The organism is Streptomyces sp. NPDC045695, assembly GCF_056432025.1.
Genome location: NZ_JBWKJU010000005.1, coordinates 39,157 through 52,168 on the forward strand (window position 1 = coordinate 39,157; position 13,012 = coordinate 52,168).

Consider the following 13,012-nt stretch of genomic DNA (forward strand, 5'->3'; position numbering starts at 1 on the left):
TACCCGGGGGCCGGGCCCGGCGTGCACACGTCTACGAGGGGGCCCGGGTGGCCGGTCGGACCGCTGTGGCCGTGTCGACGTCGGCGTGCATGGGGAAGACGTGGTCGAGGCCGACGATGCGCAGGACGCGGGCCGTGCCCGCGGGGACCGCGGCCAGGGCGATGTCCGCCCGGGCGGCCACGGCGCGGTTGCGGGCGAGGATGAGGGCGGCGATGCCGCTGGAGTCGCAGAACCGCAGGCGGGAGAGGTCCAGGACGAGCCGCTGGCCCGGTTGGAGGCTGAGGGCGTCCAGAGTCCGGCGTAGGCGCGGCGCCTGGTCGAAGTCGAGGTCGCCCGCGATCTCCAGGACGGGACCGGTCGTGGCGTCTCTGGTGGTGATCGTCAGGGAGCTCATGTCACCTCGTGTCCTCGCGGAACGGCAGGGGGGTGCGGCACGCCGAGGGCGAGGAGGGCGGTGTCGTCGTCCAGTCCCTCGCCGAAGCCGGCGAGGAGCCCTGTGAGGGCGGTGATCAGCTCGTGCGCCCCGCCGTGAGCGCAGTCGGCGGCGAAGGAGCGCAGGGCTTCCTCCCCGTAGAGCTCGCGGTTTGGGCCGATACGGGCTTCCGTGAGGCCGTCGGTGTAGAGGAGGAGGGTGTCGCCGGGGCCCAGTGTGGTCTCGGCGGAGGTGAAAGGGGGATCGGGCAGGACACCGACGAGGAGACCGCCGGGGGTGGGGAGGTAGTCGGCCCGTCCCTCGGCACGCAGGACGAGAGCGGGGGGATGGCCGCCGGACGCGAGGCGCACGGCTGTCGTGCCGGCGGTGGCGTCGTGTTCCATCACGCCGAAGATCGCGGTGCAGTAGCGCGGGTCCCCACTCGTGAACTGCTCGTGGAGCACGGTGTTCAGGGTGGTCAGCGCGGCGGCGGGGGCGGGGTCGTGGAGGGCCGCGGCGCGCAGGGTGTGCCGGGTCAGGGAGGTCACGGCTGCGGCCTGGGGGCCTTTGCCGCAGACGTCTCCGAGGAAGAACGCCCAGCGCTTGTCGTCCAGCGGGAAGAGGTCGTAGAAGTCCCCGCCGAGCCGGTCGACGGAGGCCGTGTGGTAGTAGGAGGCCGCCGCCATGCCCGGTACCGCGGGCAGGGCGGCGGGCAGCAGGCTCTGTTGCAGGACCGCGAGTGCTTCCCGTAGCCGTTCCCGGTCCGCTTCGGCCTGGCGGCGTGCCTCTTCCGCCGCGCGGCGCTCGCGGAGCAGTTCGTTCTCGTAGGCGCGTCGCTGCCGTGCGTCGAAGACGGTGGTGCGGATGAGCATCGGCTCGCCGTCGCCGCTCGTCTTCACCGTTGAGGAGATCAGGACCGGGAGCCGTCTTCCGCCGGAACCCTTGAGCTCCAGCGCGATCTCGCTGATCTTTCCCTGCATGCGCAGCAGTGGCGCGAAATGCGTCTCGTGGTACAGCTTGCCGCCGACGGTGAGCAGGTCGGTGAAGCGCTTGCGGCCCACGACCTCCTCGCGCGTGAGGCCGAGCCACTCCAGGAGCGTCGCGTTGACCTTGGCGATGGTGCCGTCCATCAGGGTGGACAGGTAGCCGCAGGGCGCGGACTCGTAGAGTTCGTCGGCGGTGTCCTCCAGCAGGGTGGAGAACGCGGCATCGGTGGCGGCCTTCTCGCCCTCCGGTCGCTGCGGGTCGTGCGCGGTGCGGCACATCACCGCAGGCTCCGGACGAACGACCTGATGGCCGACGTGGTGGCCTCGGGGGCGCTGAGCTGGGGGCAGTGGCCCGTCGCGTCAAGGGTGATCAGGCGGCTTCCGGGGATGGCCGCGTGGACGTAGGCGCCGACCTCTCGCGGTGCGATCACGTCCTCGGAGCATTCCAGCACCAGCGTCGGCACGCCCACCGACTTCAGGTCGCCGCGGCTGTCGGAGAGGAACGTGGTGCGGGCGAAGACGCGGGCCATGGCCGGATCGGTGGCGCAGAAGCTGTTGGTCAGCTCCTCTCCCAGTTCCGGACGCTCCGGGTTGCCCATGATCACCGGCGCCATGGCGGCCGACCAGCCGAGGTAGTTGGACTCGAGCGACTCCAGCAGCTCGTCGATGTCCTCGGCGCTGAAGCCGCCGCGGTAGGTGTCGTCGTCGATGTAGCACGGTGAAGGGCCGACCATGACCAGCGAGGAGAGGCGCTCGGGGGCGGCGGCCGCCGCGAGGACGCCGATCATCGCGCTGACCGAATGCCCGACGAAGGTCACGTCTCGCAGGTCCAGGGCCTCGCAGACCTCGATCACGTCGCGGGCGTACCCGTCCAGCGACCCGTACCGCTCGTCGTTCCAAGCGGACGGATCGGAGCCGCCCGAACCCACGTAGTCGAACATGACCACCCGGAATTCCCCGGCCAGCGCGGGCGCCACCAGGCGCCACATGTTCTGGTCGCAGCCGAACCCGTGGGCCAGCATGACCACGGGGCTGCCGGGTGAACCACTGACCTTGACGTTGTTCCTCCGCATGGTGTCCATCGCGCCATCCTGTCATCCGGAACACAAGCGGTCTCCCGGCCGCCCTGTGCTTCCATGATCATGGCCTGGTGGGGGGCGCGCCCCCGCAGGCCCGACCCCGAAGGGAATCCGATGGTCCGCATCACCCTGGTCCTGGGCGACATCACCGCCGAGGCGGCCGACGCCATCGTGAACGCCGCGAACTCCTCGCTGCTCGGCGGCGGCGGGGTCGACGGGGCCATCCACCGGCGCGGCGGGCCGGAGATCCTCGCGGCCTGCCAGGACCTGCGCCGCTCGCACTACGGCAAGGGCCTGCCGACGGGCCGGGCCGTCGCCACCACGGCCGGCCGGCTCCCCGCCCGGCACGTGATCCACACGGTGGGCCCGGTCTGGTCGCGCGAGGAGGACCGCTCGGAGCTGCTGGCCTCCTGCTACCGGGAATCGCTGCGGGTCGCCGACGAGCTGGGCGCCCGCACGGTCGCCTTCCCGGCCATCTCCACCGGGATCTACGGCTGGCCCATGGACGACGGGGCGCGGATCGCGGTGCGGACCGTACGGGCGGCCCGGACCGAGGTGGAGGAGGTGCGGTTCGTCCTCTTCGACGCGGCCGCCTACGCCGCCTTCGAAGAGGCGGCCGGGGACGCCGGGTAGGACCTCCCCGCGGCTACCCGCGGGGCCGGGGGCGGGGGTACGTACGGGACTGCTTGACGCTGCCGTACGCGAAGCTCGACTCGATGGAGGCGATGCCCGGGATCGCGTGGATCCGGTGGCGCACCAGGGCCTCGTACGCTTCGAGGTCCTCGATGACCACGCGGAGCAGGTAATCGCTGCTGCCCGCCATGAGGTAGCAGTCCTGGATGTGCTCGATGAGCGCGACGTGCTCCTCGAACACCCGGACCGCCTGCGCCGTGTGGCGTTCCAGGCGGATCCGGACGAAGACGGTGACCGGCAGACCGAAGGCGACCTGGTCGACCATGGCCGTGTAGCCGCGGATGAGGCCCGCCTCCTCCAGGCGCCGGACCCGGCGCAGGCACGGCGACGGGGACAGGCGTACGCGGTCGGCGAGGTCCTGGTTGGACAGGCGCCCGTCGGCCTGCAACTCCCGGATGATCTGCAGATCGACTGCGTCCATGGCTCTCCTTGGCAGATCCTGCCCCAAACGTATGTCCGAGGAGCAGAACTGGCAATCGGCTGCCCCGCCCCACGCCCTAACGTTGCCCGGGACGGGCCGGACCGGCCCGGTCCCAGAGGCTGGAGCAATTCCCTTGGTCGCGACGAACACCTCCCCGGCGGCCGCGCCTCCCGATGCGGCGGGCCCGCAGGCCGGACACCCCGGCCGGCGCGGGCTCTCCCCTCACGCCGAGGGCATGCTGGCCCTGCTGGTGACCGTGGCCATCTGGGCGGCCTTCGCTCTCAGTGCCCGCGCCCTGAGCGCCTCCTCCCTGCTGCCCGCCGACGCCGCACTGCTGCGGTTCGGGGTGCCCCTCGTCGTCCTGTTCCCCGCTCTGTGGCGGCGCCGCCGTCGCATCGCGGCGGTGCGGCTGGGCGCCGCCGCCAAGATCATCTGCGGTGCCGGGGTGCCCTTCTTCCTGGCGGCGATGCACGGCGGCGCCCTGACCTCCGCCGCGTTCGTCGGCTCGATCGTCCCCGGGATGGTCCCGCTCTTCGTCTCCGCGATCATGATCCGGCGCGGGCACGGTGTCCCGCGAGGGACACAGGCGGCCGGTCTCGCGCTGATCGCGGCCGGTGTGGCCGCCCTCGTCTGGCGCTACGTCGTCCCCGTGGACACCGACGTACTCGCCGGCTCCGGCATCCTGCTGGTGGCCAGCGGACTGTGGGCGCTCTACACGGTGGGCCTGCGCGAAGTCGACCTCGACCCCGTCGGGTCGATCGGACTGCTCTGCCTGCCCTCCTTCGCGGTGATCGGGCTCCTCGCCCTGACCGGCGTGCTCCCGACGGGCATCGCCCACGCGGCGGGCGGCGACATCGCGCTGTTCCTCGTGGTGCAGGGGCTCGGGGTCGGACTGTGCGCCGGCCTGCTGTACGCCTTCGCCATCCGCAGGCTGGGCGCCGAGCGCAGCTCCGTCGTCGGCAGCCTCAGCCCCGTCGCCGTCGTCCTGCTCGCCGTCCCCCTGCTCGGCGAGTCACCGACCCTCGCCGTGCTCGTCGGCGTCCCCCTCATCACCGCCGGCGTCGTCCTCGCCAACCGCCGCCCCCGAACCAAGGTTCCCGCAGATGCTTGAGCTCCTTCCCCCGCCGCCCACCGACCCGCTGTGGGACCTGACGTACGAGTTCGGTGACGACGAGCGGCCCGAGCGCCTGAACCTCGTCCTCGGCGTCTACCGCGACCAGACGGGCACCACGCCCGTCATGGCCGCCGTACGCGAGGCCGAGCTCCGCCTGGCCCAGCGCTCCGAGTCCAAGGAGTACCGCGGGCTCTCCGGCAACGCCGCCTTCAACCGCTCCCTGCTGGACCTGGTCCTGGGCACCGCCCCCGGCGGACGGGCCCCCCGGGCTGCGGCCGTGCAGACCGTCGCGGGCTCCGGCGCGCTGCGGCTGCTGGCCGATCTGATCTGCCGGACCCGCCCGGGCACCACCGTGTGGATCAGCGACCCGGCCTACGTCAACCACCGGCCCATCCTGGAGGCCGCCGGGCTGAAGGTGCGTACCTTCGGCTGGCGCGACCGGGAGGGCGGATTCGACACCGCCGGCGTGCTGCGGGACCTGCGCGACGCCCGGCGCGACGACGTCGTCCTGCTCCAGGGCTGCTGCCACAACCCCACCGGCGTGGACCCGCTGCTCGACGACTGGGAGGCGCTGGCCGAGTCGGCCGTCCGCGGTGGCTGGGTGCCCTTCGTCGACCTCGCCTACCACGGGCTCGGCGACGGCCTGGAGGCCGACCTGCTGGCCACGCGGCTGCTGGCGGCGCGCGTGCCGGAGATGCTGATCGCCGTCAGCTGCTCGAAGAACTTCGGCCTCTACAGCGACCGCGTGGGCTGCGCCATCGTGCTCGGCGCCACGGAGCGGTCCGTACGCAACGCCGAGACGGCCCTGCAGAACGCCGCCAGGACGCTGTACTCGATGCCGCCCGAGCACGGCGCGGCCGTCGTGACCACGATCCTCCAGGACGAGGGGCTGCGGGCCGCCTGGCGGGCGGAGCTGGACGTCATGCGGGACCGGATCACGGCCAACCGGGCCGACCTGACCGCCCACCTGGGCAATCTGGGCTGCGAGGAGCAGGCGCGGACCCTCGCCCGGCAGAAGGGCATGTTCTCGATGCTGCCGCTGACCCCGCACGACATGCTCCGCCTGCGCAGGCAGTTCGCGATCTACGGCACGACCTCGGGGCGGATCAACATCGCGGGCATCCCGGCGCACCGGATCCCCTGCCTGGCGCAGGGCATCGCGGGGGTCCTCGGCGCGGCGGACGCGCCCCGGCCGGTCATCCTCTGAAGGGGCGTCCGCTCACCTGTCGGGGGGCCGGTCGGCCGGACAAGACAGTCCCCGGCAGTCCGTCGTTTCCATGAGCCATCTGCCGTCGCCGATGGCTCCCCTGGTCGACAAGACCTGCCGGGGGCCTGGCCAGAGCCTGGACTAGGGTCACGCGAGCCTCAGGACGTCTCCTGAGGGAGGTGCGGCTCTATCCGGTGATCCGGTGTATTCATGAGTTTCCTCCCTATTTGTCCGTAGTCAAGACTTTGCCGGACGTGCGCTGGAGGAAAAGCTGAAGGAAGAGCCGAAGGAAATCCGCGTCGGGCGCGCGAGCGGCGACCGCTCGGCGCCGATCGAACCGGCCCAGGGCCGATCGCCGTACACGGAGCCCCGCGCCCAGGCCTCGGATAGGGTGAATCGGTAGGAATCAGGCCCCCCGGGGTGAGGTCGGTGCATTGGACGCTTACCAGTCGACGAGCGAGGTGCCCGACCAGCCCGTGGCGGCTGTCGGGTACGCCGGCGTGCTCCGCGAGCTGCTGCCCATCGCCCTGTGGCGGGAGGACGCCGACGGCCGCATCGTGGAGTGGTCGCTGGCCGCCCGGGACCTGCTCGGGCACCGCCCCGAGGACATCCTCGGCCGCCCCGGCACCTCCGTCCTCGTCCCCGAGGCCAATCGCGAGCTCGCCCACCAGCTCACCCGGCGCGTCCAGGCCGGGGAGACCGTGGTCGGGACCCTGCCCGTCCGCCACCGCGACGGCCACCGCGTCCGGATGGAGATGTGGATCGTCCCCGCCGTCGACCCGCAGGGCCGTACGGGGGCCATGCTCATCGCCGTGGAGACCTCCGAGGTCCTGCACATGCGGGACTCGCTCGCGGCCCTGCAGAGCCTCTTCACCCAGTCGCCCATCGGCCTCGCCACCCTCGGCCCCGACCTGCGGTTCCTGCGGGTCAACGACGCCCTGGCCCGGATGAACGGCGTCTCGGCCGCGGCGCACCTCGGCAAGCGCCTGACCGAGGTGGTGCCCGGGGTCAACGCCACCGCGCTGGAGGCGACGATGCGCCAGGTGCTCGACCAGGGCACCGCCGTCGTCGACGTCCGCCGCACCGGGCGCACCCCCGCCGACCCCGAGCACGACCGGACCTGGTCCTGCTCCTACGCCCCGCTGCTGGACGGCTCCGGCCGGCGCCTGGGCCTGATCGCCTCCCTCATCGACATCACCGAGGGCCAGCGGGCCCAGGCCGAGGCCGAACGGGCCCAGCACCGCTTCGCCCTGCTGGCGGAGGCGGGCACCCGCATCGGTACGACCCTGGACCTCCACCAGACCGCCCAGGAGATCGTGGAGGTGCTGGTACCGCAGCTCGCGGACTCGGCCGACGTCCAGCTGCTGGAAGCGGTCCTGGGTCCCGACGAGGGCGGGGGGACCGCGGGCTCCACGGCCGGTGTCATGCGCCGTCTGGCGGCCCACTTCCCCGACCCGTCGGCCCCGACCGCGCAACTGGCCGCGGGCCAGACCTTCCAGATCCCCCCGGGCACCGTCTACGAGCAGGTCATCGCCGAGGGACGGCCCATGAACCTCTACGCCTCCGACATCCCGGCGCTGATCACCTCCCCGCGCGCCCAGGCCCTGCGCGCCTACCTCGCCACCCTCGGCTCGGCCCGCCTGGTCCCGCTGGTCGCCCGCGGCACCGTGCTCGGCGCCGTCGCGGTGACGCGGACGCGCGAGCGGGAGCCCTTCGACGAACAGGACTGCGTGCTCGTCGACGAGCTGGTCGCCCGCGCGGCACTGAACATCGACAACGCGCGGATGTACACCCGCCAGCGCCACGCCGCCCTGACCCTCCAGCGCAGCCTCACCAACAGCGCCCTGCCCGAGGTCCCCGGCCTCGAACTCACCGGGCGCTACCTGCCGGCCAGCGACCACGACGTCGGCGGCGACTGGTTCGACGCCATCCCGCTGCCCGGCGGCCGCACCGGACTGGTCATCGGGGACGTGATGGGGCACGGGATCCACGCGGCGGCGGTCATGGGGCAGCTGCGCACCTCGGTACGGACCCTCGCGCGCCACGACGTGCCCCCGGCGCAGATGCTCCGCTCGCTCGACGCCGTGGTGGCCGACCTGGGCGAGGACGAGATGGCGACCTGCGTGTACGCCGTGCACGACCCGGCGACGGGCGGCTGCGTGGTCGCCCGCGCGGGCCACCCCCCGCCGGCCGTGGTCGCGACCGACGGGAGCATCACCTTCCTCGACGGGCCGCCCGGGACCCCGCTGGGCACCGGCGGCCAGGACTTCCGCACCGAGGAGGTGCGGCTGCCCACCGGGAGCCTGCTCGTGCTCTACACCGACGGCCTGATCGAGGCCCGGGACCGGGACCTCGACGAGGGCATGGCCCAGCTGGCGCAGGCCCTGCGCGGGGCCCGGCAGCCGCTGGAGGAGCTGTGCGACGGGATCCTGGAGCGGCTGCTGCCGCACGCCCAGCAGGACGACGTGGCGATGCTGCTGGCCCGGACCCGGCAACAGCCCTGACCCGACAGCGGCCCTGACGCCCTGACGCCCTGACGCCCTGACGCCCCGACTTCCCGTGCCGGGAGGCACAGGTCACCAGGCCATGTCCTCCAGTGCGTCCAGGTCCAGCGGGGCCGGCGCCTGCGGCTCCGCGCCCCCGGTCAGCGGCAGCTCGGCCCAGATGACCTTCCCGCGCTCGGTGTAGCGGGTGCCCCACCGGTCGGCGTACTGGGCGACCAGGAACAGCCCGCGCCCGCCCTCGTCGGTGGTGGCCGCGTACCGCAGGTGCGGGGAGGTGCTGCTGCCGTCGGAGACCTCGCAGATGAGGTTGCGGTCGCGCAGCAGACGCACCCGGACGGGCGCGCTCCCGTACCGGATGGCGTTGGTGACCAGCTCGCTGAGGATCAGTTCGGTGGTGAAGGAGACGTCCTCCAGGCCCCATGCGGCGAGCTGCGCCGAGCCGGCGTTGCGCACCCGCGAGACGGCCGAGGGCTCGCCCGGCACCTCCCACTCGGCGATCCGGTCGGCCTCCAGCCGCCGGGTGTCGGCGATCAGCAGGGCGATGTCGTCGCTCGGCACCGGGAACAGCATCGCCGCGAGCACGTCCGAACAAGCCTGGTCGGGGCTGCGGCCGGGCCGCGACAGCGTGTCGCCCAGCAGGTGCAGGCCGGCGTCGAAGTCCCGGTCGCGGTCCTCCACCAGGCCGTCGGTGAACAGCACCAGCCGGCTTCCCTCGGGCAGCCGGAACGTGGCGGCTTCGAAGGGCATGCCGCCGACGCCGAGCGGCAGCCCGGTGGGCAGCTCCGGGAACTCCACCTGCCCGTCGGGGCGGATCAGCGCGGGCCCGGGGTGTCCGGCGCTGGCCATCGAGCAGTGCCCGGAGACCGGGTCGTAGACCGCGTAGAGACAGGTGGCGCCGGTGATCCCGGCCGGCCCGGCCACCCCGTCGGAGTTGCCCTCCTCCTCGTCCCCGCCGTTGCCGGCCTCGTTCTGGTCGATCCGGTTGATCAGCTCGTCCAGGTGTCCCAGCAGCTCGTCGGGCGGCAGGTCCAGGGTGGAGAAGTTGTGCACGGCGGTCCGCAGCCGGCCCATGGTGGCCGCCGCGTGCACCCCGTGCCCGACGACATCGCCGACGACCAGCGCCACCCGGGCGCCGGGCAGCGGGATCACGTCGAACCAGTCGCCGCCCACCCCCGCCGTCGCGGGTAGGTAGCGGAAGGCCACGTCCACCGCGCTCTGGTCGGGCAGCACCCGGGGCAGCAGGCTGCGCTGGAGCGTCACGGCCATCGCGTGCTCGCGGGTGAAACGGCGGGCGTTGTCGATGGAGACGGCGGCGCGGGCGCCCAGCTCCTCGGCGAAGGAGAGGTCCTCCTCCTCGAAGGGCTCCGGGGTGTCGGCCCGCCAGAAGTTGGCCATGCCGAGGACCACGCCCCGCGCCTGGAGGGGTACGGAGATCAGTGAGTGCAGCCCGTAGTCCAGGGCCGCGCGGGTCCCCTGGGAGTCCTGGGCCCGCCAGCCCATGGCCGCGTGCAGGTCGGCCGCCAGCACCGCGTGCCCGGCGTCCAGGGCCGCCGCCATCGGGGCCGTCGGCACGACGAACCGGATGACGTCGCCGACCGGCTGGAGCGGCGAGTCGGTGCGGATCCCGGAGATGGCCGCCCGGCGCATCTCGGTGTAGACGCCGTTGACCAGCGAGGGCTCGTCACCGCGCAGCACCGGATCCAGCAGTTCCACCGTGACGAAGTCCGCGAAGCGCGGGACGGCGACCTCCGACAGCTCCTCGGCGGTCCGCACCACGTCCAGGGTCGTACCGATCCGCACCCCGGCGTCGTACAGCAGCTGGAGCCGGCCGCGGGCCACCTCGGCCCGGCCGGAGAGCGCCGCGAGCTCGGTGGAGTCCCGCAGGGTCACGACGTGGCCGGTGGGGCGGCCCTTGAACGGCTTGGTGGGCCGTACGTTGACGGCGAGGAGCCGGTCGCCCGCCAGGTGGACGAGGTCCGTCACGATCCGGCCGGAGGCCAGCAGCTCGGTGGTGCGCGGGTCGAGGCCCAGTTCGGCGACGGGCCGCCCCTCGGCCTCGGCCGACAGGTCGAGGAGCCGACGGGCCTCGTCGTTGGCCAGGACCAGCCGCCGGTCGGCGCCGATGATCAGCACGCCCTCGCGCACGGCGTGCAGGACGGCTTCGTGGTGCTCGTTCATCCGGGTCATCTCCGCGGCCCCGAGCCCGCGGGTCTGGCGCCGCAGCCGCCGGCTGACCAGGGCGGCGCCGCCCGTGCCGAGCAGCAGGCCGCCCGCCGCGGCGCCGAGCAGGAGGGGCAGCTGACCCTCGACCACCTGGGAGACGTTGGCCACCTCTATGCCGGTGCCGACCAGGCCGACGACGGCGCCGCTCGCGTCCCGGACGGGGACCACGGCCCGGACGGCGTCGCTCGGCTCCCCGGTGAAGGTCTCGGTGAACGACTCCCCGGCGACGGCGCGGTCGAGGTCGCCGGTGGCCTTCTGGCCGATCAGCTCCGGCCGCGAGTCGGTGTAGCGGACCCCCTCGGTGTTCATCACGGCGATGAAGTCGACGCCCGAGCCCCGCCGGGCCGCCTCGGCCAGCGGCTGGAGCGCGCCGGTCGGATCCGGCGACTTCAGCGCCTCGGGCAGACCGGGCGCGTGCGCGAAGGCCTCGGCGGCCGCGAGCGAGCGGTGACGGGCGTCGCGCTGGCTGTCGTAGCGGGCCTGGACCACCAGCGCCACCGCGGCCGCGGCGATCAGGAGCAGCACGATCACCGCCTGGAGGGCGAAGACCTGACCGGCGACGCTGCGCCCCCACCGGGACAGGCGCGGGAGAAGGCGCGAGCCCCACCCGGTCGGCTGGCGACCAAAACGTCCCGTCATGAGCCCTTTTTAACACTGTCCAGTGAGTTTGGGGCTGGCTGCCCCGGGGCGGCTGCGGCCGCACGGTACGCGCGAGGACCGAGGCCGACGTACGCGGTGAAGTGCTGGCGGAAGGTGACCTCGCTGGCGAATCCGGTCCGGCGGGCCACCTCCCGGACGGGGTGGTCGGTGCGCTCCAGGAGCTTGCGGGCCGCGTCCAGCCGGTGCTCCAGCAGCCAGCGGTGCGGGGTGGTGCCGGTGGCCGCGGTGAAGTGGCGGGCGAAGGAGCGCGCGGACATCCCCGCCCAGCCGGCCAGGGTGGCCACGTCCACCGGCTGGTCCAGGGAGCGCAGGGCGCGTTCCCGTACGGCGGCCAGTGCCTCGGCGGTCCGGTCCGCGGCCGGGACGGGCCGGTCGAGGTACTGGGCGTGGGCCCCCGCACGGAAAGGGCCCGTCACCATGGAACGGGCGATGGAGGCGGCGGCCTCGGCGCCGTGCGCCTCCCGGACCAGGTGCAGGCAGAGGTCGATCCCGGCGGCCACCCCGGCAGAGGTCCACAGCCCGTCGTCCTCCACGTAGAGCGGGGCGTCCTCGACCACGACCGCCGGGTACCGTGCGGCCAGCTGCGGCGCCAGCCACCAATGGGTGACGGCCCGGCGGCCGTCCAGCAGCCCGGCCTCCGCCAGTACGAACGCTCCGGCGCACAGGGCGGCGACGGGCACGCCCCGGGCGTGCGCCGCGCGCAGGGCGGCGAGGACCGGCTCGGGCGTCGGATCGGCGGGCTCGGCCAGTGCCGGTACGACGACCAGGTCGGCCGTGGCCAGCCAGTCCAGCCCCCGGTCGGGGGTCAGGGTCAGGCCGCCGGGCAGGGCGACGGGACCGGGCTCCAGGGCGCAGCGGCGCAGCTCGAAGGCGGGCACGGCGCCGCGGCTGCGGCCGGCACCCCAGACCTCGGTGATGACGGCCAGGTCGAAGCTGCGGATGCCGGGCTGGACGACGATCGCGACGCGGTGCATGCCGGCATCCTGCCAGGGGCGCCCCGTCACGGCTGCCAGGTTGGCAGGATCCCATCGGTTCGGGACATCGGTGGTCCTGTCGGACCGGCCGCGCGGCGGACAGCATGGAGGCATGACAACGAACGCGATCGAGATCGCCCCCGACAGTGCCCTGCTGGTCATCGACGTGCAGAAGGGCTTCGACGACGCGTCCTTCTGGGGGCCCCGCGACAACCCCGCCGCGGAGGACAACATCGCCGCCCTGATGGACGCCTGGCAGGGCGCGGGCCGCCCGGTGGTCCTCGTACAGCACCTCTCCGAGCGCCCCGGTTCCGTCCTGGCCGCGGACCACCCCGGTCACGCCTTCAAGGACCTGGTGGAGAAGCGGCGCGCCGGCGCCCTCGTGATCACCAAGAGCGTGAACTCCGCCTTCTACGGGACGCCGGACCTGGCCGAGTGGCTCACCGCCCGGGGGATCGGCCAGCTGGTCGTGGTCGGCATCCAGACCAACATGTGCGTCGAGACCACCGCACGCATGGCGGGCAACCTCGGCTACGACGTCATCGTGCCGCTCGACGCCACCCACACCTTCGACCTGGCCGGACCGGCGGGGGCGTCCCTGACCGCCGCCCAGCTGGCGACGGCCACGGCGGTCAACCTCCAGGGGGGCGGCTTCGCCCGCGTGGTCACCACGGCGGAGCTCCTCGGCTGAGGCCGCCTGCCCTTCAGCCTCGCCGGCGTTTGAGTGGAGGTCCCCCCG

The 13,012-nt window shown here is 73.4% G+C and carries 11 protein-coding genes; 5 read left to right on the forward strand and 6 right to left on the reverse strand.

Annotated features, from left to right (window positions below; all coding sequences use genetic code 11):
• Positions 1-31 precede the first annotated feature (31 nt).
• From AC07DU_RS11215 to AC07DU_RS11225, 3 genes are read right to left on the reverse strand one after another with little or no spacing between them, the layout of a single operon-like run.
• Positions 32-394, reverse strand: coding sequence for an STAS domain-containing protein (locus AC07DU_RS11215; protein ID WP_479027838.1), 363 nt, complete (start codon positions 392-394; stop codon positions 32-34).
• Positions 391-1,677 (reverse strand): PP2C family protein-serine/threonine phosphatase, encoded by a 1,287-nt coding sequence (locus AC07DU_RS11220; RefSeq protein ID WP_479110812.1) that lies wholly within the window; start codon positions 1,675-1,677, stop codon positions 391-393. The genes AC07DU_RS11215 and AC07DU_RS11220 overlap by 4 nt, the downstream gene beginning before the upstream one ends.
• Positions 1,677-2,480 (reverse strand): alpha/beta fold hydrolase, encoded by an 804-nt coding sequence (locus AC07DU_RS11225; RefSeq protein WP_479027832.1) that lies wholly within the window; start codon positions 2,478-2,480, stop codon positions 1,677-1,679. The genes AC07DU_RS11220 and AC07DU_RS11225 overlap by 1 nt, the downstream gene beginning before the upstream one ends.
• Before the next feature lie 111 nt (positions 2,481-2,591).
• Between AC07DU_RS11225 and AC07DU_RS11230 the strand changes: the two genes are divergently transcribed.
• Positions 2,592-3,110 (forward strand): O-acetyl-ADP-ribose deacetylase, encoded by a 519-nt coding sequence (locus tag AC07DU_RS11230; protein WP_479027829.1) that lies wholly within the window; start codon positions 2,592-2,594, stop codon positions 3,108-3,110.
• Between the two features lie 13 nt (positions 3,111-3,123).
• Here the strand turns inward: AC07DU_RS11230 and AC07DU_RS11235 are convergent, their stop codons facing one another.
• Complete coding sequence (locus AC07DU_RS11235) at positions 3,124-3,591, reverse strand: Lrp/AsnC family transcriptional regulator (RefSeq protein WP_360889309.1); 468 nt, start codon at positions 3,589-3,591, stop codon at positions 3,124-3,126.
• A 133-nt stretch (positions 3,592-3,724) separates the two neighbouring features.
• On the opposite strand from AC07DU_RS11235, the gene AC07DU_RS11240 reads away from it, so the two are divergent.
• The 3 genes from AC07DU_RS11240 to AC07DU_RS11250 all read left to right on the forward strand — a co-directional run bounded on the left by AC07DU_RS11240 (position 3,725) and on the right by AC07DU_RS11250 (position 8,416).
• Positions 3,725-4,702, forward strand: a complete 978-nt coding sequence (locus AC07DU_RS11240; RefSeq protein WP_479027825.1) for a DMT family transporter — start codon at positions 3,725-3,727, stop codon at positions 4,700-4,702.
• Positions 4,695-5,912: an amino acid aminotransferase gene (locus AC07DU_RS11245; protein WP_479110814.1), complete on the forward strand. Its 1,218-nt coding sequence runs from the start codon at positions 4,695-4,697 to the stop codon at positions 5,910-5,912. The genes AC07DU_RS11240 and AC07DU_RS11245 overlap by 8 nt, the downstream gene beginning before the upstream one ends.
• A gap of 434 nt (positions 5,913-6,346) precedes the next feature.
• Positions 6,347-8,416, forward strand: coding sequence for a SpoIIE family protein phosphatase (locus AC07DU_RS11250; protein WP_360889300.1), 2,070 nt, complete (start codon positions 6,347-6,349; stop codon positions 8,414-8,416).
• Between the two features lie 72 nt (positions 8,417-8,488).
• Here the strand turns inward: AC07DU_RS11250 and AC07DU_RS11255 are convergent, their stop codons facing one another.
• A complete protein-coding gene (locus AC07DU_RS11255) occupies positions 8,489-11,278 on the reverse strand; it encodes a SpoIIE family protein phosphatase (RefSeq protein ID WP_479027818.1) in 2,790 nt (929 codons plus the stop codon).
• Positions 11,275-12,273, reverse strand: a complete 999-nt coding sequence (locus tag AC07DU_RS11260) for a GlxA family transcriptional regulator (RefSeq protein ID WP_479110816.1) — start codon at positions 12,271-12,273, stop codon at positions 11,275-11,277. The genes AC07DU_RS11255 and AC07DU_RS11260 overlap by 4 nt, the downstream gene beginning before the upstream one ends.
• A gap of 112 nt (positions 12,274-12,385) precedes the next feature.
• Between AC07DU_RS11260 and AC07DU_RS11265 the strand changes: the two genes are divergently transcribed.
• A complete protein-coding gene (locus AC07DU_RS11265) occupies positions 12,386-12,964 on the forward strand; it encodes a cysteine hydrolase family protein (protein WP_479027815.1) in 579 nt (192 codons plus the stop codon).
• The last annotated feature ends 48 nt before the right edge of the window (positions 12,965-13,012 follow it).

Bases quoted from the DNA above. Each gene is read 5' to 3' on its own strand.
- AC07DU_RS11265 (WP_479027815.1), top strand. From the start codon at position 12,386: ATGACAACGAACGCGATCGAGATCGCCCCCGACAGTGCCCTGCTGGTC.
- AC07DU_RS11220 (WP_479110812.1), bottom strand. From the start codon at position 1,677: ATGTGCCGCACCGCGCACGACCCGCAGCGACCGGAGGGCGAGAAGGCC.
- AC07DU_RS11260 (WP_479110816.1), bottom strand. From the start codon at position 12,273: ATGCACCGCGTCGCGATCGTCGTCCAGCCCGGCATCCGCAGCTTCGAC.
- AC07DU_RS11225 (WP_479027832.1), bottom strand. From the start codon at position 2,480: ATGGACACCATGCGGAGGAACAACGTCAAGGTCAGTGGTTCACCCGGC.
- AC07DU_RS11255 (WP_479027818.1), bottom strand. From the start codon at position 11,278: ATGACGGGACGTTTTGGTCGCCAGCCGACCGGGTGGGGCTCGCGCCTT.
- AC07DU_RS11245 (WP_479110814.1), top strand. From the start codon at position 4,695: ATGCTTGAGCTCCTTCCCCCGCCGCCCACCGACCCGCTGTGGGACCTG.
- AC07DU_RS11230 (WP_479027829.1), top strand. From the start codon at position 2,592: ATGGTCCGCATCACCCTGGTCCTGGGCGACATCACCGCCGAGGCGGCC.
- AC07DU_RS11215 (WP_479027838.1), bottom strand. From the start codon at position 394: ATGAGCTCCCTGACGATCACCACCAGAGACGCCACGACCGGTCCCGTC.
- AC07DU_RS11235 (WP_360889309.1), bottom strand. From the start codon at position 3,591: ATGGACGCAGTCGATCTGCAGATCATCCGGGAGTTGCAGGCCGACGGG.